Below are 26,358 nucleotides of genomic sequence, written 5' to 3' on the forward strand. Positions count from 1 at the left end.
GATAATATCGGGATATTACCTAGCTATTTAACGATGTTTGGCAAGATTTAGCCATTTTTAGCCCATTTAGGTATCCTTCGATTGAATTGAGGACACGCCCTAGTAAAAAACCATTTCTTTAATAATGATGCATTGTGTAGTATTTAGCTTGAATAACTTGAATTCTTAACACCAATAGATAACACTCAATCTAATAACATCTCTAACTATAAAGTGAGCTACACATGGACTATAACCACATACCCAGACAGTCGTTAGGCTACTTCCCCACACCACTAATTGAACTGAGCAGATTAAGTAACGAACTGGCTGGCCCCAAAATTTTTATGAAGCGTGATGACAATACGGGACTGGCACTCGGCGGCAATAAAACCCGTAAGCTTGAGTTTATCATCGGTGATGCCCTTGCCAAAGGCGCTGACACCATCATTACCGCAGGGGCGGCGCAGTCAAACCACTGTCGCCAGACAGCCGCCGCTGCTGCAAGCTTAGGACTTGAATGTCACTTGGTTTTGGGCGGAGAAGCGCCTGAGCAAGTAAGCGGCAATCTACTACTAGATAAAATATTTGGTTGTCATATCCACTGGGCAGGAAGTCACCGTAAAGGTGAAGACATCCCTCAAATCGTTGAGCAATTGAGCAAAGCGGGTAAAAACGTCTATGTGGTACCTTATGGCGGCTCAAGCGAGCTTGGTGCGTTGGCATTTGTAGAAGCCTTTAAAGAATTAGATTCGCAACGTGAAAGCATGGACGAAACTTTCACTCATATCATCTTTGCCTCTAGCTCTGGCGGCACGCAAGCAGGGTTAATGCTTGGTAATAGAATGCTCAACTCACCCTATCAAATAGTGGGCATCAATATTGATAAAGGTGAAACCGATACAGTGCCTTTTGATCAATATACCCTCTCTCTTGCTAATAGCACGGCAAAACTTATCGGTGCGGATTATGAGTTTTCGGAGTCAGACTTGATACTAAACTCTGATTATGTTGGCGACGGGTATGGTGTGGTTGGTACACTCGAGAACGAAGCCATTGCTCTGACTGCGCAAACTGAAGGCATACTCCTAGATCCTGTCTATACAGGCCGCGCTATGGGTGGGCTTATCGACATGATCCGTACGGGAAAAATCAAAGAGACCGATCGAGTTTTATTTTGGCATACTGGCGGCGCACCCGCACTGTTTGCTTATTCAAGTGATTTGGATATGGCTTAAGATATGGTTTAAAACAATACTCACTTTAACCATCAACACTAAAACCCAAGCACAAATTCAGGTAAAATAGAGCGCATGACAGACTCTATAAACCCTACCCCGCGCAAAATTATTCATCTCGACATGGATGCGTTTTATGCCAGTGTCGAACAGCGTGACTTCCCCGAGCTGCGTGGCAAGCCATTGGTTGTTGGTGGTGATCCTAGTGGCCGTGGTGTAGTTGCTGCTGCCAGTTATGAAGTGCGCCCGTTTGGGGTACGCTCTGCTATGTCATGCTATGAGGCACGCAAGCGCTGTCCAGAGGCGATATTTGTCCGTCCAAGATTTGAGGTATATCGAGCTGTCAGTGCGCAAATTCGCTCTATCATGCTCAGCTTAACACCTCTGGTAGAGCCACTGTCATTGGATGAGGCCTATCTAGACGTTACTGGCTTATCGATACATAAAGGCTCAGCCACACTGATGGCGAATTGGTTGCGGGCGCAGATACTTGAGCAGACTGGATTGACAGCCTCAGCCGGCGTATCATTTAATAAAATGCTGGCAAAAATAGCTTCTGATCTTAACAAACCTAATGGTACTGCAGTCATCACGCCAGCGGACGCAGAGGCCTTTATCAGTACCTTGCCTATCGAGCGCTTTCACGGCATTGGTAAAGCCACTGCCAAACGCTTGCATGCCATGGGAATTCGTAATGGTGCTGACCTGAAAGGTGTCACATCAGCAGTACTGGTCAACGAATTTGGTAAACGTGGGCAGTTTTATCATGATATCGCACATGGGCGTGATGAGCGTCCAGTCAAGTCAAAACGTCAGCATAAATCTGTAGGCTCAGAGACGACCTTTCATGACAATATCAGTGACACCGCTACATTGCTAGAGCAGATATACTTACAAAATGCCGATGCCTTTCATCAAATGCAGAACAAACAACTCATCGCCTATACCATTACACTGAAAATAAAATACGCTGACTTTACTCAAATCACACGCTCACATACGCTAGCCACTGCTTTTACTAGTGCTGAATCAGCACATTATTGGTTAGATCGATTGTTTGTGGACATACCTCGTGACTTGCCCATTAGACTGGTCGGTGTAACCTACTCTTCTTTAGCACTCGCTACAGAAACCTTGTCACAATTGGATTTATTTAATTCTTGAGCGTAGCCTGTGTCCTTGTTTCTATCAATAAGGCTTTAAATGAGTTAAAAGTGAGTATATGTCTTAGTCAGCTAATTGACGTATAGCAAAGTAATTTATACCTTATGCTTAGGCTATTTATCTAGTACTACCAATATGACTGACTGTCTTTATCAGGAAGATATCACCTGTTTGATTTGTTTCTGCTAAACTAGCAGCAAAATTTCTACCTATGTAACGACCTCATTATGACCAATCAAACCTCTAAAACCAATCATCACAATACTGACAGTCCTTTAACTTATCTTAGCGTTAATGATTATGATTACGAGCTTCCTGATCGTCTCATTGCCCGCTATCCATTAGCACAGCGCTCAGCCTCCAAGCTCTTATACTTACCGGCTACTGACCCGAAAGATCCCGTAACGACGCCGCTAGATCATATGTTTACTGAGTTGCCATCACTACTTAATACTGGCGATTTGATTGTGTTTAATGATACAAAAGTAATGAAGGCAAGATTATTCGGTCAAAAAGAGACAGGTGGCCGTGTAGAGGTGCTCATAGAGCGTTTGATAGACGATGCTACTACTGTAGATGCAAACATAGAATACATAAACACAAGTACTAAGCAGGTTTCGACAGAGCGACATCTCGCTCTATGTCATGTCAAAGCCAGTAAAGCACCCAAAGTTGGCCAGCGCTTATGGTTGGCTGAGGCACAAATGGGCTGTGTCATGCTTGGTCGTCAAGATAACTTATTTATCTTAGCGTTTGATGCACCTATCTTGCCAGACTTAGAGCGCTATGGTGAGCTGCCCATACCACCCTACTTTGAACGCCACGCCGATGCCACTGACAATACGCGCTACCAAACCGTCTTTCATGACCCAACTAAGCTCGCTAGCGTTGCTGCACCTACTGCGAGTCTACATTTTGATAATACCGTCTTGGCTGCATTGGCGGATAAAGGCATCAATACCGCTTTTGTCACCTTACATGTGGGTGCAGGTACCTTTGCTCCAGTCAAAACAGACAACTTGCTCAATCATACCATGCACAGTGAGTACGCTCACCTGCCACAAGCGACTGCAGATTTAATCAATCAAACCCATGCGAATGGCAAAAAAGTCATTGCAGTTGGCACGACTGTTGCACGTGTTTTAGAGACGGCTTACCAAAAAACCGCCGATGAGAGACAAAATATTGCTACTTGGTCAGGGGATACGGATATTTTTATCTATCCTGGATTTAGATTTGGCGTGATAGATAGGTTACTGACTAATTTTCATTTGCCCAAATCTACTTTATTGATGTTGGTGTCGGCATTTGCAGGAAAAAATGCCATTGAGTGCGCTTATCAGCACGCTATTGCCAACCAATATCGGTTTTTTAGCTACGGCGATGCCATGTTACTCGATAGATTCGAGTAAGTAGCGTCTGCGAGTCATCTGGGCTATTAAATAAACTGGTAAACCAGATAGTATTTTGTTATAACAACATTGATACACTATTATTATTGTTATTATCAATATCTCTTCTAAGTCACTATAAAAGGGCGGCGCATGTCTTGGCATTTATCACATCGATTGACCAATATTCACCGCGCAGTGTCAGTCGCATTAGTTTGTTCAATAAGTTCGGTGGCATTACTGTCTGTGGCACATGCAGCGACTATTGGGCATGCAAACATTACCTCTGCCCAGCATGAGCCGTTAGCGGCAAGTATTAGTATCAGCAAAATCAATGCCCAAGACTTTCAAGCCAATATTGCAAGCTCAGCAGTTTACCAACAAATGGGGCTGACCCCCACTGCTTCAATGAGCGTTCGTTTCGTGCCAACATCAGCGACAACAGGGCAACTACTGATTAACACCTCACAGCCTGTTTCTATGCCGTTTGCAGACGTCGTATTGGCCATTAATGATGACGGTCAGCGTAATTTAATACCAAAGACCTTACTCATGCCACTCGGTAATAGTGTGCCTATCAAAAAATCCAATCGAATGATTACTGGCGCTACAAAACCAAGCTTACCAGAAGTATCACCCTCTACTGCCAAACCCTTGGTGGTCAAGCGTGAAGCACCGCCGCCACTGTTGTTTGATCAGTCGATCAGCCAGACACCAGTACAAACATCAAGCCATCTACCTAAAACGACTGCTACTAAATCGTTGGCATCGATGACTGATCATCCTTCATCACTCCCTAGCACTGCGCTACCATCGTCTGAAATGGCAAGTCTGACTGTCAAAACGGCGCAACCGACAGAGTCGACTGAGACTCTCAATAACGACCTCAGCGGCACTGAATCCGTGAATACCTCTAATGTCGTGAGTGAAACTGCAACTTATAGACCTGATCCTAGTAGCACAGCCAAAACATCACTTGAGACGGAATCTTCAAGTACCCTTGCATCAGCCGTTAGTGCTGACAATAAGCAACTCGATGTCTTAAGCATTCAAGTAACTCGGCAAATTCAGGCAAAAAAACAGCCAAATGCAAAGAACAACATAAAGAACAACATAAAGAACAACACAAAAAACAATGAAACCGTTATCCAAAACCAACCTGCGCCTGTAATGACCCATACTGAAGATGACAAACCTACAGCAGCCTATGAAAGCACGGTAGACCAAAGCACAGTAGACGATGCTGCTCTGGCAACTCAACAACAAACCCCACCGTCATACAATAGTGGCTCAGATGCGACAACCTCTGTAGCATCAACGCCCCCAGTAAGTACTTACACCGTACAGCGTAATGATAATCTGTGGCTCATCTCGCAGCAGATTGCCCAACAAAACAATCTAGATGTGAGCCTAGTGATGGCCCAAATCAAAGAACAAAACCCAGATGCTTTTATCGCACGAGATGCCGACTTACTAAAAAAAGACGCTCAGCTGATCCTACCTAAGTACGATGTAATCCCTTCGCAGCAGAGCCTACAAACCGCCATCGCTGCTCAAAGGCAGTTTTATGTGCAAAGAAGCCGAGCGCAAAAGACCAAAGTGCACCGTCAGAAAAAGCCAACCTCAAGCGCTGATAGCGAAGCCCCAAAAGTAGCTGCTAAACCCATACCAGCAGATACAAAAGCATCCGCACCGCAGACCGAAAGACCTGAGCGAACCACGACAACAAAGCTACCACAAGCTCGTTTTTCAATACTTGCTCCTGGTCGTGATGGTAGCGCTGATGGCACTCAGGCTAAGGCAGCAGCAGCGACTGGAAATGGCTTGAGTACCGACATACTAGCCACTCTTAAGTCAGCAAGACAGCGTACTGCAGATCAAGCTAAACGGCTAGCAGCGACCCAAAGTACCCTTGGTCATTATGCTAAAAAACTACAACTACAAAACCAAAAACTGGCTGAGCTTGAGGCTCGTCTAAAAGAATTACGTAATCAATAACTGCCGAACTGTTGGGTATCATTACTTTAGACAGTCATCATAGGCATAGGAGTATTTATGGATAGTATGCTATATATCATTGCAGGCTTGGTGGTCATTATACTGTTAGCAGTATTGTTACTACGTAGAAAAAAAGCTCAAAAACCACCAACCCAGCGTATCAATCGAGCAGAAAAAACCGCTGCCGCCAGTACACCTGTGCGCAAACAACCCATAGCAAGCTCTAATCCTGAACCAGAGCAGACTAAACAGAGTGCCTCTCAGTTTGATCCGATCACTATCGCCCAACGCTTTATCGATCAACAGCGTTATGATAAAGCAATCGAGACCTTAAGTCGTAGCCTGAAGACACAGCCTCATGACGCTAAGTTGCTACTTAAGCTCTTGAATATATATGCAGTGACTAATCAGCATGAGGACTTTTATACAACCTATGAGGCCATCCAGCCATCTGCTGACCCAGCGATCCTTAATGAAGCCGATCAGCTCAAATCCTTGTTAGATCAAGAGCAAATACAAAATGTGCCTGTACAGCCTGAAGAGAGCAGTACTGACATTGATAGTATAGATTTCGATCTGCCAGTAGCGCAGCGCACACCAGTACCAACGACACAGCCTAGCCATGATCTAGATAACTTAGAGGGCACAAACGACTTAGAGACATCACATGATTTAAGTGATTTGGAGGCATTAGACCTCAACACCCTAAGTGAAACGGTAGAAGCACCGCAGGAGACATTAGAACATAACTCTGATGACGATACCTTTGCGCTTACTTTAGATGATCTGGAAGTAGACAGCCTTGACACAGACACTATCGAGACTTCAGCGTTTGACATCGATGCATTAGAAACCTCTCACGACAAGGCTAATGAAGACACGGGGCACACCAGTGGTGCAAAAGATGCCGCCAATGAACTGGCCGACACGGTTGAAAATATCGATAGTGATTTTGCACTTGACTTCGACTTTCCTACAGAAAATGAGCGTGCTGTAGAAGCAGCTTCTCAAGACGATAAGCAAGATACTCACTCAGCAGATAACCTCACCCTAGAAGAGGATTTCGTTTTAGATCTAGACGATTTAACTGCAGAGGTCAGCGACTCTGATGTGGAAGGGGCTGCTGTACAAGACAATGATACAGATAATAATGAAGACTTTGCGCTCCTTTTAGAAGACATAGAAGAAAGTAAAGAAGATAATACTGCAAGTGACTTGAGCATTGAAACAGAGGACACCAGCAGTGTGCTCGGTATGGGCGTCGCAGATACTGTAGCGCAACTGGATGAGCTAGATTTTGATGAGCTGAGCTTTGATGATGGGTCTTTTGACACTGCAGCTGACCTGCCATCGACCCCTGACAGCGCAGCTATAAAAAATGACGTTTCGGAGTCTGACGACCGTATCTTAATCGATGATGACTTTGATTTTGATGCATTGGTATCATCACCATCAACCGAAGCACCAGTGGTAAGTGAAGACGATGCTGAAGGTGATAGTTACTCAGACAGTCTTAGCCAAAAACCAGTCACGCCAGAGACATCAGCTGATTTCGCCGAGCAGTTTGCTGCCGACTTCGACTTTGTCAAAACCTTGGACAACAATCAAGTCACCTTAGATTTGGCAGCGCAATATTTACAATTAGGCGAGTACGATAGCGCTAAGCGTTTATTGAAAGAAGTTATTGTACAAGGCAACCACGAACAGCAAAGCCAAGCTCAGGAGTTGCTTGCACGTACCGCATAATACATCCTGACGCTAATCCGTCCCTGTATGTCAGGGGGTTATCAGCTGACACATTTAAACAAGCATTCTATAATATAGGGTGCTTGTTTTTGTTTTAGCCTTGTCTATCATATGCTACTCTATCCTACTACTATTTTGATATATAGCTGATCAATACATGTCTAATCCCTCGATAAAAAAGCCTTCTACATCAATGCCCGTCCAGCTGATTTATGCTGGCGGTACCTTTGGCAGCTATGGACGACCACTGGCGCCACTTGATGCCGATGTGTTTTTACCCGCATTGCAGCAACTGTTAAGAGCGCATAGTCATCATGAGTATCTGCCAGATATCTCTTGGTTGGATAACGCATTGATTAAAGACAGTAGCCAACTGACAGCATCTGATTTTGTACATTTCTATCACTTACTGTTGGCCGCTTATGCTCAAGACTCAAGACAGTTTGTCTTAATTACTGGTACAGACACACTCAGTTATTTGGGTGCTTTTTTGGCGGAGGCATTTGCTGGATCTGATATTTGTGTGGTCGTCACAGGTAGTATGCGTCCATTATTAGACAGTGAGGTACTACAGACTTATACCGTCGATAGCCATAGCGATGCATGGGACAATCTCAGCGCCTCTCTGCGATTGGCCGCTGGTGGAGAGCCTGGTGTGAAGATCTGCTTTGGTGGTGAGGCCTGGCCGGCGCAAACGGTACAAAAAATTCACAGTCATGACTTTATGGCTTTTACCGGCCATATGCGTGCCGCTTATCCCGCCAATAGCTATCAAAAGCGTCTGCCAGCTGCTCGCCTACAACACTGGATCGATGATCAGTTGGCCCTAAATGATGTGATTTCATCACGGGCAGAAACAGCCAGCATTTATCCCATATACTGCGTGCCAAACAGCCCTGATGTCTTAAGTGCCCAGCTAAAGGCTTTATCGCAGCAACCGCCTTCAGGTATTATCTTACTGGGCTTTGGTGCAGGTAATATCCCTTACTCTACAGGCTTAGCCGAAGTGCTCAATCATGCCTACCAAGTAGGCCATATGGTTGTCTGTGCCAGTCAATGTCCATTTGGCGGCGTTAGTGACAGCTATGCTGCGGGCAGTTGGCAATATGATTATCACGTACTGGCTGGTGGCCGCTTAACCATCTCGGCCATCTACGCTCGCCTGCTATGGCTACTGTTACGCTATGACACGCCTACACGCAGACGTCAACGCTGGACCCATACTATCAATCAGTCAGATATTGCTGTCAGTAGAAAAGACTGACAGCTATCAACAATCTCTATCTATTATCGCTACCCTGAACGCATTATGAATTCATCACAATTCTCCGAGCCATACTTACTAGTCGATTCTCAAAGTGACTTTATGCAAAGCAATTCTGAGCAAGATCTAACAAAAAACACTATCCACGCAACCAAACCAGCCGAGCGCTGTGAAAAACCCACTTATACCCTAGCGATTGCTATCGAGTTTTTGGGCACACACTATTATGGTTGGCAACGGCAAAAAGAGGTGCTGGGCGTACAAGAAGCTTTAGAAACAGCCATCAGTAAGGTGGCAAACGAAACAGTAGAAGTCGTCGCTGCTGGGCGTACAGATGCTAGTGTACACGCCAGCAACATGATCGCTCACTTCGTAACCCATGCTTATCGTCCTGCCCACAATTGGCTGCGTGGGGTCAATAGCTTACTACCAGATGATATCGCCTTGCGCTGGATACAGCCTATGCCTGATGGTTTTCATGCCCGCTTTGATGCCATCGCTCGTCGCTATCGTTATATCACCCTCAATCAAGCCCACAGACCAGCGATTCTTAACCACCAAGTCACGCACATTTATGACCCTTTAGACTTAGCAGCCATGCAAACCGCTGCTGCAAATATAGTGGGGACTCACGACTTTAGTAGCTATCGGGCAGCGGCTTGTCAGTCTAATCAGCCGGTGCGTCACGTCAGCCATGCCCATCTCTTTGCTCATGGGCCGTTTATTGTCTTTGATATTCAAGCCGATGGATTTTTACATCATATGGTACGCAACCTTATGGGTACGCTTCATGCTATCGGTAAACATGAGCTTCAGCCTTCAGACTTTTTGACTATCTTGGCAAAAAAAGACCGTACTATCGCTCCTCCTACAGCTTCTGGTGATGGGCTATACTTCATCAACGCCTACTACCCCGAGCCTTATCAGAAGCTATTGCCAGCGGCACCATTAACGCCCATTTGGCTCAACCTGCCTGACTGACTTCCTCCAAGAGGATTGTTTGAAACAGCTGAGGCAAACTGGCTTCTTAACGCATTAATCCTAAGTTACTGTATATTGATATACATAACAGCTACATACTGTCAAGTAAAAACCTAAGACTGTATTGCTTTAATGATGAAACTTGCGTATAATATTGGCTTATTTTTCATTGATTGATATAAATTATGGCTAAAGACGATATTATTGAATTTGAAGGCGAAGTCATTGACACGCTTCCAAATACACTGTTTAAAGTTCGTTTAGAAAACGGACACGAAATCATTGCTCACATTTCAGGTAAGATGCGTAAACACTACATCCGTATCCTGACTGGCGATAAGGTTAAGGTTGAAATGACACCTTATGACTTGACCAAAGGTCGTATCACCTATCGTGGTAAAAACTAACGTTTGTTATGGCGTGTGGTACATATCAGCGATTGTACGCAATCAGCTGTAGAGCCTAATCATGATAATAATAACTAAATCCTTGACCTGCCAATCAGCTCCCTGTAACTGACCGCTTATCTATAAACTGATATTCGTTTTATGTTACACATCAAAAAACACCGCTAATAATTAGCGGTGTTTTTGTGTTGCTCGTTTAATAATGAGACGTGTTATTTAATCTCAACGGTTGCGTCATCTTGGATAGTACCTAAAAGCGCTAAAGCATCCCAGTTGGTTAAGCGCACGCACCCCTCCGACGCCTGACGACTAATACGCTCAGGGTCTGGAGAACCATGAATACCATAAGAGGGTTTACTAAGGCCAATCCATACTTTACCTACAGGATTATTAGGGCCTGGTGGGATAATCGTCTGACTGTCATCCGCGTGAGTGTAAGTATAGTTTGGCTCATGCACTTTCACCTCAACAGTATGAGTACCAGACGGTGAAGGTGTGGCAGTACTGCCTACCGTGGTAGGATAACTGGCAACAAGATCGCCATTATCGTCATAGGCATACAAGGTCTCAGTTGATTTATCAGCAACCACTCGGCTCACTCGCTTGATGTTTGGGTTACCAGGGTTATAAACAACGATCGTATCACCTGCCCTAAACGTAGCATTTGGGTTTAGCGCTTTAAGGTACTTCTTACTCATATGAAATTTTTCTGCTAAAGCCTCTAAAACGCTTTCGTAGTACATACCTTCAAGTTTTGACTTGGCTTCGGCGCCAGCCGGAATGGTGGTGGTCTTAATATTGACGTCTGCATCTGCAAGCGTATAATTCACCAACACAGGCTGATCCATCAACTCTTTATTATCAGTTAGTGCTCGCCATGTCTCTGAGTTCAGCTGCTCGGTCACTGTCAGATCATTTGCTTTTTGGAAGGCCTGCATGGCTTTACGGGTGTTTTTGCCCCAATAACCATCAACAGCCCCGACGCCATGATGATGCCAGTTCAGTAAGGCTTGCAGCTTGGTACCTATATTACGATCAATGTCCTCACCTTCTGACCAGCTGATATCATTTACCTTCTTCGCCACATCTGCAAGGTTGGTGGTGGTATATTCTATTGTTGGTAATAGATTATTCAACGAACTTGCCGTCTGACTGTCTTGGGTGATCTGTTGGCTGATACCGCTGGCAGCTGAGCTATTGGTAACCGGGATAATATCACCGCTGCTCTCTTTACTATTGCTATAGTCCGAAGTAGCCGCCACACTTGGGTGTATCAATAAGATTGCAGACACACTGATAGTCGCCACGGCTCGGCTGAGCTTGGTTAAACGAGACATAAAACACTCCTACAGTTATTTTTATATTCTAAGTTTGTTATTATTGAAACTATTATTTATTTTTGCATAGCCATCATGCCATATCAGACTGTGAGCATATAACGCCTTTGTGTTAATAAGTGCGTACTCTTATAGCTGCTCTGTTATAAGAAAGTGATAACCTCTATACCATAGTAAAAAACCCATAAACCAAGCTTTGGTTTATGGGTTTTGCTTTTAACTTATTTTAAAACGCAGATAGTACTAAGGCGTGTCACCATTGGGTGCTGAGAGCTTGGCCAATACCGCTTCACCCATTTGCTGACAACCCACTTGAGTCAAACCAGGCTCACTGCTATCTAAGATATCAAGCGTACGCAAACCATCATCCAATACGTCGCTGACAGCTTGCTCAATGGCTTGCGCCGCTTGCTCTTGTTTGAAAGTATAACGCAGCATCATCGCAACAGAGAGTATCGTCGCCAAAGGGTTGGCTTTGTCTTGACCGGCAATATCAGGCGCTGACCCATGACAAGGCTCGTACATGCCTTTGCCGTCCTCATCGAGACTGGCTGAAGGTAGCATACCAATCGAGCCTGTGAGCATCGCTGCCTCATCAGACAAGATGTCACCAAACATATTTCCCGTGACCATCACATCGAATTGTTTAGGGTCACGTATCAGCTGCATACAGGCGTTGTCGGCATACATATGCGATAGGTTGACGTCGCTATAGTCGGCTTGCTGCATGTTAATCATCGTCTGCTTCCACAGCTCGGTGACCTCTAAGACGTTCGCCTTATCCACTGAGCATACTTTGGCAGGTTTGCCACTTGCCTTTGCTCGTGTTTGCGCCAGCTCAAACGCCACTTTACCAATACGCTCGATTTCACTGGTTTTATAGACCATGGTGTTATAGCCTTGTTGCTCACCATTGTCTAAAGTACGAATGCCACGTGGCTCGCCAAAGTAAATGCCCCCTGTCAGCTCACGGACGATAAGCAAGTCTAGACCAGAGATAATCTCAGATTTGATACTAGAGGCGTTTGCCAACTGTGGATAGAGTTTGGCCACCCGTAAGTTGGCAAATAAGCCAAGCTCACTACGAATCTTTAATAATCCACGCTCAGGACGTTTACTGCGTTCAATAGCATCCCACTTAGGACCACCAACCGCCCCTAACAACACCGCATCAGCATTGCGTGCCTGCTCTAAGGTTTTTTCTGGTAACGGCTCGCCAGTTGCATCCACAGCGACACCGCCAATCAGCCCAGACTCCAGCGTCAAACCCAAATCAAATTTACGGTCAGTCACTTTTAGCACTTCGATAGCTTGCGTCATAATCTCAGGGCCAATGCCATCGCCTGCCAATGTTAATATTGTTGCCATACCGATCCTTGTTAATGATTAAAAAATATAGAAAATATAACTGCTATAAATGTTTTGATGGACTTATTTACGCTTAGCCTTGTTTGGGATGACAACTTCTACAAACTCTCCTTGCTGCTCAGCCTCGTCTGGTTTACAAAAATGACGGACGACATCACCATCTTCTACCAGCTCGACGCACAAGGTTTTTGGCGACGCCTGATCCAGCAAGCTAGTCGTCTCTTCAGACTCGTCTTTATAAGCTCGTATCTGATAAGTCGCATCCACGAACTCATGAATAATAGCGAAGCGCTCTACATAGCCTAGGTTTTTTTCAGGGTAAAAGTTGACATGTACCTCACGTTTAATAGGCTTTACTCGTACGTAGTAGTTGGTCAACCACTTGATGCCAGAAGGCGCTAAAGGCACTATTTTGACCGATTTAGTGTCTAATAACGTTGTCACTTCATCGACGCTAGGTTTCGTTGCCAACATACTGACATCAACAGGTTCATGAGTTTCTGGCGAGATAATAGGCGTTTGATCTATGCGTGTGATTTCACAATGATGAGTGCCAAAACAAGCAAGATTCACCTCACCTGCGACAGGATTGATTCTTCCTATCCATTCCTCCGCACTCCCAGCACTATCAATCTGCTGGTAACCCGTTAACAGCTGGCAACCTGGCAATGCCAAAAGCGCCAGACTGGCAGCTATAATCGTACTCTTAAATACCGCATAACGTCTTTTATTCATAGTGATGGCTACTGTTGGTAATATAAACTAAGCAATAAGGGATGATTCATTTTAATCACTTATTGTCTCTAACTCAATATTGTATTACGCCAAGCCCAACCTTTGCGGATTAAAAGAACACTTATGCTCGTACGTCGTTAAAGATCCACGGGGTTTTTTGCTGCATTTTTTGCTCGTATGCTTTTATTGCATCACTTTGTTGCAAGGTGAGGCCGATATCATCCAACCCATTTAACAAACAATGCTTACGAAAAGCATCTACTTCAAAGGCATACTCTTCACCTGTCGGGGTAATGACAACTTGGCGCTCAAGGTCAGCAGTCAGCTCATAGCCCTCATTATCAATGGTATCTTTCATAAGCTTATCAACGATAGCTTCATCTAAGACGATGGGTAACATGCCGTTTTTGAAGCAATTGTTATAAAAGATATCTGCAAAGCTCGGGGCGATGACGGTGCGAAAGCCGTACTCAGATAACGCCCATGGCGCATGCTCACGGCTAGAGCCACAGCCAAAGTTTTTGCGAGCCAGCAGTATAGTCGCACCTTGGTAACGGGGCTGGTTCAATACAAAGTCTGGATTGATAGGACGTTTGCTATGGTCCTGCCCAGGAAAACCCTCATCAAGATAGCGCCAATCATCAAACAAATTGACACCAAAGCCGGTACGCTTAATCGACTTTAAAAACTGTTTTGGAATAATTTGATCCGTATCGACGTTGGCCCGGTCTAGCGGACAGACGATACCGGTTTGAATGTTATAAGCTTGCATAGTCATTCCTATCATATAAAACGTGGCTATAGTGACCCAGTGGTCAGCATTAAATGGCTAAAGTATTTATAAGCAACTAAATAAGTAACAATCAAAGTCGCTATCAAAAAGTACGCACATCGACGAAACGACCAGCCAATGCGGCAGCGGTGGCCATCGCCGGACTCACCAAGTGCGTGCGCCCGCCTGTACCTTGACGTCCCTCAAAGTTGCGGTTAGAAGTTGACGCACAGTGCTCTTCAGGCTCAAGTTTGTCAGCGTTCATCGCCAAGCACATAGAGCAACCAGGCTCACGCCATTCAAAACCCGCTTCTGTAAATACTTTATCCAAGCCTTCTTCTTCAGCCTGTAGCTTGACCTGCCCAGATCCTGCAACCACGATGGCTTCTTTGATGGTGTCTGCTACTTTGCGACCTTTGATCACCGCAGCAGCATCACGCAAGTCTTCGATACGTGAGTTGGTACAAGAACCTATAAAGATGCGATCAAGCGTAATATCTGTAATCGGCTGTCCTGCCTCTAAACCCATGTAGGTGTAAGCACGTAACCAGCCCTCACGCTGTGACTCATCTGCCGCCTGATCTGGCGTAGGCACTGACTCAGTGACATCCACGACCATCTCAGGGGACGTCCCCCAAGAAACCTGTGGTGCAATCTGACTGCCATCAATCTCAATCACGCTATCAAATACCGCATCATCATCTGAGTAAAGCGTGCGCCAGTAGGCTTCTGCTTGCGCCCATTGCTCATCCGTCGGCGCATAAGGACGACCTTTGACATAGTCAATCGTGGTATCGTCTACAGCCACCATACCGACACGCGCACCCGCTTCGATTGCCATATTACAGACGGTCATACGGCCTTCCATACTCATCTCTTCAAATACTTGACCTGCAAACTCAATGGCGTAACCCGTACCACCGGCCGTACCAATTTTTGCAATGATTGCCAATACGACGTCTTTTGGTGTCACGCCAGTACCGAGCTTACCAGTGACTCGAATCTGCATGTTTTTCATTTTTTTGGTAATCAAACACTGAGTGGCAAGCACATGCTCTACCTCAGAGGTGCCTATACCATGAGCCAAGCAGCCAAGTGCGCCATGTGTCGCTGTATGCGAATCACCGCAGACCACTGTCATACCTGGCAATACCAAGCCTTGCTCAGGGCCAACGACGTGTACGATACCTTGACGGGCGTCATTGATAGTGAACTCAGCAATATCAAACTTAGCGCAGTTATCATCGAGGGTCAGCACTTGCAGGCGTGATACCTTGTCCTCAATCCCAGCAACGCCCTCAGCACGCTCTTTGGTTACTGTCGGTACGTTGTGATCAGGAGTAGCAATATTGGCAGACAGGCGCCAAGGCTCTCTGTTGGCAAGCTCTAAGCCCTCAAATGCTTGTGGACTGGTCACCTCATGCAATAGATGACGGTCGATGTAGATTAAGCTTGAGCCATCATCACGCTTGCTGACTTCGTGAGCATTCCAGAGTTTGTCATATAAAGTTTGACCGGTCATATTGCTATCCTTTATCCATTACTGATGACTTGCTGACACGTTATGACTCTGTCAGCGAGCATGATCTATATCTACTTGTTGCACTATTTTATTTAGTATCGATGCTATCAAAGCTGAGACATAGCAAGCTGACAAAATAAATTTATCAAAATGCGTCTCTATACCTTGTGATTATAGCAGCCTAATTCTATAATAATAATTGATGATTTTTATCTATTCACAAACTTTTATTTCTAATTTATTGTGACTAGATAGACCAACTTTCCATTATGGTTTGCTTTTTAGCTAAGGACATTGCTTTGAATACCACTAATTTGACGACGTTTGTAACTGTCATGCAGACAGGCAGTATCTCAGGCGCCGCAGAGAAGCTATTTATCACTCAACCTGCAGTCAGTAAGCGCATCAAAAACCTAGAAGAAGAGTTCAATGTCACTTTGTTTGACACCGTAGGCCGCGGTATTGTCCCCACTCAAGCCGCCAGCGAGATGCTGCCCCACGCCAAACGCTGGCTCGATGATTATGAAAACTTTAAGATTAATCTACAACACTCAAAGCAAACGGTCTCTGGTAAATTGGTCATTGGTACCAGCCATCATATTGGTTTACATCATCTAGCACCAGTACTAAAACACTTTATTCAACGTTATCCTTCCGTGCAGCTAGAAGTCCATTTTGTTGACTCAGAAGAAGCGCATAAAGCGGTATTGGATGGCAATCTGTCTTTGGCGTTTTTGACCTTACCGCCTGTCTATGACAAGCGTCTGACTTACCATACATTATGGTCCGATCCACTTTACTTTATGACGGGCGCACTGTCGTCTCTGGCGACCAAAACTGGAGTTACCTTAGAACAACTGGCACGCTACCCTGCAATCTTACCTTCTGCCAATACCTTTACCAGCCAGATAACTCTAGCAGAGTTTGCCAAACATAACCTCAAACCATACGCCACGATGAGCACCAACCCGCTTGAGTCCATTCGTATGCTAGTATCTGTTGGTCTTGGCTGGTCAGTACTACCTCAGACCCTAATCAGTCAGGATTTAGAGCGCATCGATATGGCAGACAATATCGAGCTGCAGCGCTATCTTGGCGTGGTCATTAACCCAAAACTAACCCGTTCAACCAGTGTTGATGCCTTACTTGATCTGCTTGCTCCGATTGATTAAAAGCCACAATGAATCGCTAGTCACTTAAATATCGATATATAAGCAGTAGCCACAAAGCTGCTGTTTTCTATAGTAAAATCGGTGCACAACCTGCAGACGATTGCTATGAACTCCCCCTTCATTAAAGAGACGCTGTTCGCAATGACAGCATCTTTACGTTATAATGCAGGCAAGTTTGCTTTTATAACATATAGTTACCGTAATCACACTGATTCTCACTTAACGGCATGTATTCAGTAAGGTAGTATGGCGAGAAGGCTGTGTCACACTGCTGTTTTATTCGACACGACTGAGCTTGCTTGTGATAAAGAGACAAATGGCTAAAAGTATCATTAGCGATTTTTGAATTTGAAGACGGTGGCTTTATGTTTACTCCTTGCACATTGAGACTTGGTTGGCTGTTGCTTACCTCATCAATGCAGCGATACAATCAGTTTTAAATCATTGATTTTAGCTGTCGCCCATTTGTTACCTAAAAATGGCTGACATGCGGACATTATCCAAAATAGAATCAATCATATAAAACTAGAAGTGAACAGTATGACCTATAAAAAGCCATTTTGTTTTACTTAATGGCTTTTTTTGTCGTTACGAATCGTACTTTAATACATTTCACGATTAAATATAATCACGACCAACACAGTTGGTTAAGGATAGTTTTATGAACGGAGTTTCTAGTGGCGTGATGATTTCACTCGGCGCTTATTTTTTGGTTATGATTGGCATCGGTATCTATGCTTACTTTAAGCAAGCCAATGACACTGAAGGCTATATGCTCGGTGGCCGAAACCTAAGCCCTGCAGTGACAGCGCTATCAGCTGGCGCATCAGATATGTCTGGGTGGTTATTGTTGGGCTTACCAGGTGCTATGTACGCTGATGGTGTGGTGAGTGCTTGGATTGCCATCGGCTTAACCTTAGGTGCCTTTTTGAACTACATCATAGTCGCACCAAGATTGCGGGTCTATACTGAGGTTGCTGACAACGCAATTACCCTCCCCGATTATTTTGCCAACCGCTTTGAAGACAAGTCGCACCTGCTGCGTGTGATCTCAGCGATTGTTATTATCTTATTCTTTACCGTTTATACCGCAGCCAGTCTGGTTGGTGGTGGTAAGCTCTTTGAAAGCTCGCTCAACCTCTCATATGGCACAGGTCTGTGGGTGACGGCTGGTGTCGTTGTTGTCTATACCTTGTTCGGTGGTTTCCTCGCTGTTTCAATGACTGACTTTGTGCAGGGCGTCATCATGCTCTTTGCCATGGTGATTGTGCCTATTGTGGCCTTGACTGATCTTGGTGGTGTAGGTGCTACGACGAATGCTATCAGAGCCATCGATCCAAGTATGCTCGATATCACCAGTGGTATGACAGCGCTTGGTATTATATCTTTGCTGGCATGGGGCTTAGGCTACTTTGGTCAGCCGCATATCATCGTGCGTTTTATGGCGATACGTTCAGTCAAAGACGTGCCTACTGCGCGCAATATCGGTATGAGCTGGATGATTATCAGTCTTATCGGTGCTTGTGTGACGGGTATCGCAGGACGTGCTTATGTACAAAAGACGGCCATGACTCTAGATGATCCTGAGACTATATTTTTAGTATTTACTCAGTTCTTATTTCACCCCTTAGTATCAGGCTTCTTACTGGCTGCTATCCTTGCGGCTATTATGAGTACCATTTCATCTCAGCTCTTGGTGGTATCTAGCTCGCTGACAAAAGACGTCTATAAGCTGTTTTTTGACAAGGAAGCGCCTGAAGCCCGCCAAGTACTCGTCGGGCGTATCTCGGTGATAGTCGTCGCTGTCGTCGCTATCATGCTAGCATCGAACCCAGACAGCTCTGTACTAAACCTAGTTTCTAATGCTTGGGCAGGGTTTGGCGCAGCGTTCGGACCTTTGGTTATCTTCAGTCTTACTTGGCGTGGTATGAACCGTAACGGTGCTGTCGCTGGTATGGTCGTCGGTGCGTTGACTGTCATCCTGTGGGTCTATGGTCCATTTGAGATGAATGGTGTGCCGCTAAACAGCTGGCTATATGCCATCGTGCCAGGATTTATCTTAAGTACCATCGCAATCTTTGCAGTGAGTACCATGACAGGTGGTCCAAGACCTTCCGTATCTGCTAAGTACGAAGAGATGGAGCTTAACTTAAATAAATAAGTTAGATATGCTACTCATAGTATCTTAATAACCGACCTCGCTACCTTGATCGTAGCGGGGTTTTTTATTGACTAAACTTGTCTTTATCTCAATTCACACATAAGAAAAGCGACCCATTTATGGATCGCTTTCTTATAGAGGACTAAAGGCAGACTAATTACTTGGATTGATAAGATATTTTTGCACCAAGTACATAGCCATCATTGTCTTCGAAATTGCCTACGATTTTACCTGTAGGTAGGACACCTTTTGCATCACCGAACCATAGGTATTTACCACCAGCGGAGACTGCCCAGTTTTCAGTGACGTTATATTTAGCACCAAGGCCAGCACTATAGTAGCCTTCAATAGGACCTAGCGAAGTTACTGGGTTGCCAGCACCGCTATCCCAACCCACGGTGCCACTCACTGCTAATGCAGGTGACAAGCGTTTAGCCATACCCAGCTCTACTTGCCATTGGTCTTTATCATAATCAACTAACGCCAGTCCATCAGGACCATAGGCTGCGTTAGTTTTACTAACTTCATTATAAAGTGGTGGTACAATTTCAAAATCACCCCATGGTACCCAGCGCACTTTTGCTGTCGCTAATGTGGTCGGGTTAATACCCGTTTGGAAATCGAAGTTGACCGACTTTGGCGTTGTCAACGTCATAGTATTAGTCTGAGCTGGATTAATCCCTAATTCCTCAGCCACCGGATAGGTCTCAGCCATTCTCATCTTATGATCAATCTCAGAACGATAAGTTAATGCTGCCTTTAGGGCAATTTCAGGTTTACTGTAAGACATACCAGCAATCCAGCCATAGTCTTGGTCCGGACTAATACTAGCTGTATAACCAGTCGCAGGGCCATAGGCTATACCACGTAACTTTACATCAGCTTCTACACGCTGAGCTACTGGACCACCATAGATTTGGAAGTTTTTATTCTCACCAAGCTTCATACCAAGAATGGCAGTCAGACTATGGCTACGCACTTCAACTTCAGTCGCTTCACCTTGAGTAGCTAACTCAGCTTGCGCTGCTGCTACTGCAGCTCCTACAGAACGGGCTTGACCAGCGATTTTCTCCGCTTCAGCTACTTTAGCTTGTGCTTGTGCTTGTAAATCACTAGCTTGTTGCAGATTACCTGCGGCGGCGGCGGCTCCAGCTTGAGCGGCAAGACTTTGAGCCTCTGCACCTGCAGCTGTTGCAAGACCGGTGAGATTATTAATTACAACGCCTGCCTCTGCTGGACTACTCGCTACCCCATTTGAAATAGCATTAACAGCTGCATTAACATCACCTTGTGCTACAAAATTATTATTTCCGCTATAGGCTGCTGATGCACCGAAAGGCTCGTCGTATAATACACCCACACTGAAGGTATCGTTGATATCTGTTTTTACACCATAACGGAAGAAATCATAAGACTCTGCGATATCATCAATCTTTTTACCTTGGGTATAAGCTTTATCATCAGACCCTACGTAAGCATTATCATGCCCTGTCACATCAGCATTAATATAAGTATAAACAGTTTCTGCATATGTGCCATCTTGTAAGAATGCAGTGATATCTTGACCTGAGCGATCAAGACCGGCGGCACTAGCGAAGCTAGCAACAGAAAGAGCAGCGACAGCTACTGAAAGGGTTTTTAAATGAAAAGTGGCACGCATTATGTTTCTCCAAACATCCTAATTGTTTAAACGTTTTTATACTCAATGAGCTGCATAGTGTTTAATGCTCATCTGACTATCTAAACGAGGTCCTAAACTGAATAGTAATAGCTTTTTGACACTAAGACAACATATAAAGCACTTTATTTCGCTATTATGACTGGACAGTTCTCATTGATAACCTGTCGTAACATATTAATGATAAAAAACTTTGATGTGCGTTTTAAGAAAAAACCAATCACCTAAATATCACTCACCCAATTTAAGCAAAAAAAAGCGACCCATTATGGATCGCTTCTTTAATAGAGCTTAAATCAGGCTTATTACTTAGATTGATAAGATATTTTTGCCCCAAGTACATAACCGTCGTTGTCTTCAAACTTACTGACAATATCACCATTTGGGATTTGACCTTTGGCATCACCAAACCACAGATACTTACCACCGGCTGACACCGCCCAGTTCTCAGTAACGTTATATTTGGCACCCAGACCTGCACTATAGTAACCTTTAATAGGTCCTAGAGACGTCACAGGGTTGCCTGCACCGCTATCCCAACCGATGTTACCTGAAACGGCAAAAGCTGGCGTTAGACGCTTAGCCATACCAAGCTCAACCTGCCACTGATCTTTATCATAGCTGACCAAATCCAAACCCTTGTCATCTCCAGTTAAACCTTTACTGACTTGGTTATAGTTTGGCGGTGTGATTGCAAAGTCGCCCCAAGGTACCCAGCGCACCTTTGCAGTTGCTAATGTCGTTGGATTCACACCAGTTTGAAAATCAAAGTTGACTGATTTTGGGGTAGTGATCTTGATTGAATTACCAACACCTACGTCAAAACTTTCGCCAATTTGGGTATCGTGATCAATCTCAGAGCGATAAGTCAATGCCGCTTGTAATGCAATCTCAGGTTTTTTGTATGACACCCCAGCGAGCCAACCATAGTCTTGATCAGCATTGATATTTGCAGTATAGCCTGACGCTGGGCCATAAGCAGCACCACGCAGCTTGACATTAGCTTCTATACGCTGCGCCACTGGACCGCCATACACTTGGAAGTTTTTATTTTCACCAAACTTCATGCCCAGTATACCGGTTAGGCTGTGACTACGTACTTCTACATTGGTTGCCTCGCCAGCTGTATCTGCTGCGCCTTTTACGATATTTAGTGAGGCAAGCTGTCCTTCTAGCTGCGCTCTCTGAGCATCCGGCAACTCTGGGTTTAAAAGACCCTCTTTTATTGTGTCTATAGTTCCTTCAAGCTGTGCAACACTAGTAATGGGTCTGTCTCCACTGCCTGCTAATTCTTCAACAATAGCATCGGCATCGTCAATTGAAACAAAGTTATTGTCACCATTATAAAGAGCGGCAGCACCAAACGGCTCATCGTATAACACGCCAATACTAAAGGTGTCATTGATGTCGGTCTTTACACCATAACGGAAGAAGTCGTAAGACTCTGCGATATCATCTATTTTCTTGCCTTGTACATAACCATTTTCATCAGTGCGTACTGCTGCGTTGTCGTAGCCTGTGACGTCTGCATTAATATAAGTATAGACAGTCTCTGCATAAGTGCCATCTTGTAAGAATGCTGTAATATCTTGACCTGAGCGATCAAGACCAGCTGCACCAGCGATGCCAGCCATAGAAAGAGTAGCGACTGCCACTGTGAGGGTTTTTAGGTGAAAATTAATGCCCATGTTATATCTCCAAACGTCCTTACTGTTATATCACCGCAGTCACCACTCTTATGGCAGTAACCTTACAGATGACAACTCGATGGACAATGGTAATGACTTTCAAACATTAAAACAACAGCAAAAATACATTATTTCTCAGTTATGACTATTTGGTCACAACATGATAATTAGATAGTAAGGTAGCAATGCCACTTTATGATTTTAATAGTGTGGCGGCCTGTCTGCGATGACATCAAATGGCGCAATCCCTCCTTCACTGCTTTGACTTTCTATCTGCTTATAGACCAGCTGAAGTTGACGTTGTAGGGTTCGGATATATTCATCCTGACTGGTGACAACTTGATCTAGGCGCTCTACCGTGAGCTCAAGATGTGCCATACTCGTCTGCAGCTCAATCATTTGCGCCTGTAGCTCTGTCTGCTCTATTGTGTGGCCACCTGGGTTTATAGACTGTGTTTCGGGTTTAGAAGAGGTATTCATACTTTTCTCAATATCATCATAATGTAGGGCATAATCTCTTAGAGCCTAGTCTCACCTCACCCGCCATGATTTAAATAAGCTGAGCTAGACGATGACTTGGCAGATTAGCGTGTTAACGGATAGCTGTCTGAGTTGCCTGTATTATAAACCCTAAAAACAGCCACTTCTTAAAAAGATAAAACCATAAACTGGTCTGAGCCATGAATAACACTTTTATTATGGCAAACACGATAAAAAACAGTGCTCACGCTAAACTGATGCAGCAGCGTGTTATACTGCAAATAATGAAACGATACCCTTTACTCAACTCTTATCTCATTCATTACTTTTATCACTATATATAAGCTTAAGATATTCTATGGCACTGATACACTTAAAAAACATTCATCTCGCCTTTGGCGTCGCCCCCATCCTTGATGGCATTGATTTTTCTATCGATGCCGGTGAGCGTGTCTGCTTAATCGGCCGTAATGGTGAGGGCAAGTCCACGTTGTTTAAACTGATTAATGGCAGCATACAGCCTGATAGCGGCGAAGTCATTATCAATGGCAGCTCAAACGTGGCCATGCTTGAGCAGGACGTGCCCGAAAGCCAAGGTAAAATATTAGACATCGTTATGGGTGGCAGTCGCCAAACTGCCGACCTTCTCATCAGCTATAACCAACAGACCGATCTATGTGCAAACGGCGATATGGAGGCTTGTGAGCGCATGGCAAGCTTGCAGCATGATATCGATGCGGTACACGGCTGGGACTTAGAGCGTGAAGCCACTCGTCTCATCACCACCATGGGCTTAGACCCTGAAGATGACTTGTCGTCGCTATCTGGTGGTCGTAAACGCCGTGTGTTATTGGCACGTGCCTTGGTGACCAAGCCTGATGTGCTGCTCCTTGACGAGCCGACCAACCACTTGGATGTCGATAGTATTGAGTGGTTAGAACGCTTCTTATTGGACTGGCAGGGTTTGACGCTATTATTTGTCACCCATGATAGAGCCTTTGTCGATAAACTTGCTACTCGTATCGTCGAGCTGGATCGTGGCAAACTCTCAAGCTACGACGTCACACAAGGCGTTAAAGGCTACGCCCGCTATCAAGAGCTCAAAGAACAGCAGTTCATAGCAGAAGAAAAAAACAACGCCAACTTCGATAAAAAACTGGCGCAAGAAGAAGTCTGGATTCGTCAAGGGATCAAAGCACGCCGTACCCGTAACGAAGGCCGTGTCCGTGAGCTCAAAGCCTTGCGTGAAGAGCGCCGTGCTCGCCGTGAGCAAGTCGGTAACGTCAATATCACCATGGGTGAAGGCGAAAAGAGTGGCAAGCTGGTCTGTAAAGTCAAAAACCTACATCTTGCCTATGATGGCAACGTGCTGGTAGACAACTTTAGCACCACCATCATGCGTGGCGACAAGATTGGCATCATCGGTCCTAATGGCGCAGGCAAAACCACTCTGATTAAAGCCTTACTTGGCCTGTCTGATGACGACGTCACTAAATCAGGTAGCGTCACTCTAGGCACCAACTTAGAGATTGCATTTTTTGATCAACTGCGTGATCAGTTAGATCTTGAGGCGACAGTGGCGCAAAACGTCTCAGAAGGTTCAGACTTTATCGAAGTGGGTGGCCGTAAGACCCATATCATGAGCTATTTACAAGACTTTTTGTTCGCTCCCGAGCGTGCTCGTACTCCTGTTAAAGCCTTGTCTGGTGGTGAGCGTAACCGTGTACTTCTCGCAAAACAACTGCTCAAACCTGCCAATATACTAGTACTTGATGAGCCGACCAACGATCTAGATATGGCGACCCTTGAGCTATTAGAAGAATCCGTCAGTAACTTTAATGGGACGATTCTCTTGATCAGTCATGATCGCTCCTTTATGGACAACGTGGTCACCTCTACTTGGGTGTTTGACCAGGATGAAAACGGCAACGGCATCGTCAAAGAGTATGTCGGCGGCTATCAAGAGTATCTGGTACAAAAAAGCCGTGAACAAGCGGCGAAACCTGCGAATCTTACAGCGACACCCACTAAGTCCTCTCATAAGCCCGTAGCTGAAAAGCCCAAAAAAGCGACAAAAAAACTCAATTATAATGAGCAGCGAGAGCTTGACAACTTACCAAAAGAAATTGCGGCGCTTGAGACAGAGCAGCAGCAGCTAGAAGACAAGCTGGCAGATGGCTCATGGTTTGCTGAAGACTTTGAGGCAGCGACCGCTGCTAGTGAGCGCCTAGTCACTATAGAAGAAGAGATGATGAATAAACTTGAGCGCTGGGAAATACTGGAGAGTGATTAAGGCGTTTATCATTGTTGCAGTTAACGCTACAATGGTAATAAATAGATAGAGTGATGCAATCTTAAGGAAAGTTAGTGAACATTTCTACATTTTCAAGTATCATTCCCTATTGCCAAATATCCTTAGCGATTCTAAGGTGATTATTATAATTTAACTCTGATTCATACTCGACTTTCGTACGTGTTACAAGGTCGTCAGGGTATGTATATGCGATTAGAGTGGTTTTATTTTTAACACATCAATTTATTTTATGACCGAAATAGCTTAGAATAGCAACAATTAGCAAGATTAGGCACAGCTAAAGTGACTTGTATATTGATATTGCGAATTTCTAAGTCACAAACCCAGTGTGGGATAATCCCATTTCATTCACCTGGAGGAAGTATTAATGAGCCATGCCGAAGGCGTTAATGTACAACGTCGTAGAGTTCTAATAGCCTCGACTGCCGCAATTGGTGCAGCTGGGGTAGCTGCTGTGGCGACCCCTTTCGTTCGCTCTTGGGCACCAAGCGCCAAAGCAGAAGCTGCAGGCGCCGCTGTTACCCAAGATATTAGCTCTGTCGAAGCAGGACAGATGGTTGTCGTCAAGTATCGTGGTAAGCCTATCTATGTAGTCAAGCGTACCGAAGAGATGCTGGCCACATTAGACCCTGTACAATCACTGCTGGCGGACCCAAATTCTGACGAGTCATTACAGCCAGAGTATACCAAAAACCAAACCCGCTCTTTGGAGCCAGGTCTACTAGTGGTCGAAGGCGTATGTACGCATCTGGGCTGTGCGCCTGGCTTCCGTCCTGACGTTGGTGCCGCTGACTTAGGTGGTAATAACTGGTATGGTGGGTTTTTCTGCGCCTGTCACGGATCTAAGTATGACCTAGCGGGACGTGTATTTAAGGGCGTTCCTGCGCCACTTAACTTACCCATCCCAGATTATAGCTTGGATGGTACCATCTTAACGGTTGGAGAAGCTTAATATGAGTATGG

20 protein-coding genes are annotated in these 26,358 nt (G+C 44.9%); 12 read left to right on the forward strand and 8 right to left on the reverse strand.

Translation table 11 applies throughout. The features are described 5' to 3' along the window. Nucleotides 1–224: 224 nt before the first annotated feature. The 8 genes from J3492_RS06755 (at nt 225) to infA (ending at nt 10,168) form a co-directional block, all read left to right on the forward strand. Entirely contained in the window at nt 225–1,217 is a 993-nt protein-coding gene (locus J3492_RS06755) for a D-cysteine desulfhydrase family protein (RefSeq protein WP_207991047.1), read from the forward strand. 75 nt (nt 1,218–1,292) lie between these two features. Further along, the gene (dinB, locus tag J3492_RS06760; RefSeq protein ID WP_207991048.1) at nt 1,293–2,381 is read left to right on the forward strand and encodes a DNA polymerase IV; all 1,089 of its coding nucleotides are present in this window, start codon (nt 1,293–1,295) and stop codon (nt 2,379–2,381) included. A gap of 227 nt (nt 2,382–2,608) precedes the next feature. Continuing rightward, a complete protein-coding gene (gene queA / locus J3492_RS06765) occupies nt 2,609–3,793 on the forward strand; it encodes a tRNA preQ1(34) S-adenosylmethionine ribosyltransferase-isomerase QueA (RefSeq protein ID WP_207991049.1) in 1,185 nt (394 codons plus the stop codon). Between the two features lie 132 nt (nt 3,794–3,925). Then, the gene (locus J3492_RS06770) at nt 3,926–5,770 is read left to right on the forward strand and encodes a type IV pilus assembly protein FimV (RefSeq protein WP_207991050.1); all 1,845 of its coding nucleotides are present in this window, start codon (nt 3,926–3,928) and stop codon (nt 5,768–5,770) included. 57 nt (nt 5,771–5,827) lie between these two features. After that, nucleotides 5,828–7,516, forward strand: a complete 1,689-nt coding sequence (locus J3492_RS06775; RefSeq protein WP_207991051.1) for a FimV/HubP family polar landmark protein — start codon at nt 5,828–5,830, stop codon at nt 7,514–7,516. A 157-nt stretch (nt 7,517–7,673) separates the two neighbouring features. Further along, nucleotides 7,674–8,780 (forward strand): asparaginase, encoded by a 1,107-nt coding sequence (locus J3492_RS06780; protein WP_207991052.1) that lies wholly within the window; start codon nt 7,674–7,676, stop codon nt 8,778–8,780. Nucleotides 8,781–8,882: 102 nt separating this feature from the next. Then, a complete protein-coding gene (gene truA, locus J3492_RS06785; protein ID WP_207991053.1) occupies nt 8,883–9,761 on the forward strand; it encodes a tRNA pseudouridine(38-40) synthase TruA in 879 nt (292 codons plus the stop codon). A 185-nt stretch (nt 9,762–9,946) separates the two neighbouring features. Next, nucleotides 9,947–10,168: a translation initiation factor IF-1 gene (gene infA, locus J3492_RS06790; protein ID WP_068036477.1), complete on the forward strand. Its 222-nt coding sequence runs from the start codon at nt 9,947–9,949 to the stop codon at nt 10,166–10,168. Between the two features lie 212 nt (nt 10,169–10,380). Here infA and J3492_RS06795 read toward each other — a convergent pair whose 3' ends face one another. From J3492_RS06795 to leuC, 5 genes are all read right to left on the reverse strand, one after another. Beyond that, entirely contained in the window at nt 10,381–11,505 is a 1,125-nt protein-coding gene (locus J3492_RS06795; RefSeq protein ID WP_207991054.1) for a L,D-transpeptidase family protein, read from the reverse strand. Nucleotides 11,506–11,748: 243 nt separating this feature from the next. Beyond that, nucleotides 11,749–12,873, reverse strand: coding sequence for a 3-isopropylmalate dehydrogenase (gene leuB / locus J3492_RS06800; RefSeq protein WP_207991055.1), 1,125 nt, complete (start codon nt 12,871–12,873; stop codon nt 11,749–11,751). A 63-nt stretch (nt 12,874–12,936) separates the two neighbouring features. After that, nucleotides 12,937–13,608, reverse strand: a complete 672-nt coding sequence (locus J3492_RS06805) for a hypothetical protein (RefSeq protein ID WP_207991056.1) — start codon at nt 13,606–13,608, stop codon at nt 12,937–12,939. 121 nt (nt 13,609–13,729) lie between these two features. Beyond that, a complete protein-coding gene (leuD, locus tag J3492_RS06810; protein ID WP_207991057.1) occupies nt 13,730–14,380 on the reverse strand; it encodes a 3-isopropylmalate dehydratase small subunit in 651 nt (216 codons plus the stop codon). Between the two features lie 103 nt (nt 14,381–14,483). Further along, complete coding sequence (leuC, locus tag J3492_RS06815) at nt 14,484–15,902, reverse strand: 3-isopropylmalate dehydratase large subunit (RefSeq protein WP_207991058.1); 1,419 nt, start codon at nt 15,900–15,902, stop codon at nt 14,484–14,486. A 299-nt stretch (nt 15,903–16,201) separates the two neighbouring features. Here leuC and J3492_RS06820 point away from each other — a divergent pair, with 299 nt between their 5' ends. Together J3492_RS06820 and putP are read left to right on the forward strand one after the other, a co-directional pair. After that, complete coding sequence (locus tag J3492_RS06820; protein ID WP_207991059.1) at nt 16,202–17,074, forward strand: LysR family transcriptional regulator; 873 nt, start codon at nt 16,202–16,204, stop codon at nt 17,072–17,074. Nucleotides 17,075–17,735: 661 nt separating this feature from the next. Then, nucleotides 17,736–19,235: a sodium/proline symporter PutP gene (putP, locus tag J3492_RS06825; RefSeq protein WP_207991060.1), complete on the forward strand. Its 1,500-nt coding sequence runs from the start codon at nt 17,736–17,738 to the stop codon at nt 19,233–19,235. A 157-nt stretch (nt 19,236–19,392) separates the two neighbouring features. On the opposite strand, the gene J3492_RS06830 is transcribed toward putP, so the two are convergent. The 3 genes from J3492_RS06830 to J3492_RS06840 form a co-directional block, all read right to left on the reverse strand. Beyond that, a complete protein-coding gene (locus tag J3492_RS06830) occupies nt 19,393–20,895 on the reverse strand; it encodes an OmpP1/FadL family transporter (protein ID WP_207991061.1) in 1,503 nt (500 codons plus the stop codon). Between the two features lie 323 nt (nt 20,896–21,218). After that, complete coding sequence (locus J3492_RS06835) at nt 21,219–22,601, reverse strand: hypothetical protein (RefSeq protein WP_207991062.1); 1,383 nt, start codon at nt 22,599–22,601, stop codon at nt 21,219–21,221. Nucleotides 22,602–22,802: 201 nt separating this feature from the next. Then, nucleotides 22,803–23,081: a SlyX family protein gene (locus tag J3492_RS06840; protein ID WP_207991063.1), complete on the reverse strand. Its 279-nt coding sequence runs from the start codon at nt 23,079–23,081 to the stop codon at nt 22,803–22,805. 358 nt (nt 23,082–23,439) lie between these two features. Here J3492_RS06840 and J3492_RS06845 point away from each other — a divergent pair, with 358 nt between their 5' ends. Then, nucleotides 23,440–25,374, forward strand: coding sequence for an ATP-binding cassette domain-containing protein (locus tag J3492_RS06845; RefSeq protein ID WP_207991064.1), 1,935 nt, complete (start codon nt 23,440–23,442; stop codon nt 25,372–25,374). A 388-nt stretch (nt 25,375–25,762) separates the two neighbouring features. Beyond that, nucleotides 25,763–26,347 carry a ubiquinol-cytochrome c reductase iron-sulfur subunit gene (gene petA / locus J3492_RS06850; protein WP_207991065.1) on the forward strand — a complete coding sequence of 195 codons (585 nt, stop codon included), beginning with the start codon at nt 25,763–25,765 and terminating at the stop codon, nt 26,345–26,347. Nucleotides 26,348–26,358 lie beyond the last annotated feature (11 nt).

This window comes from Psychrobacter coccoides, from assembly GCF_017498085.1.
In the GTDB taxonomy this organism is placed as follows: Bacteria; Pseudomonadota; Gammaproteobacteria; order Pseudomonadales; family Moraxellaceae; genus Psychrobacter; species Psychrobacter coccoides.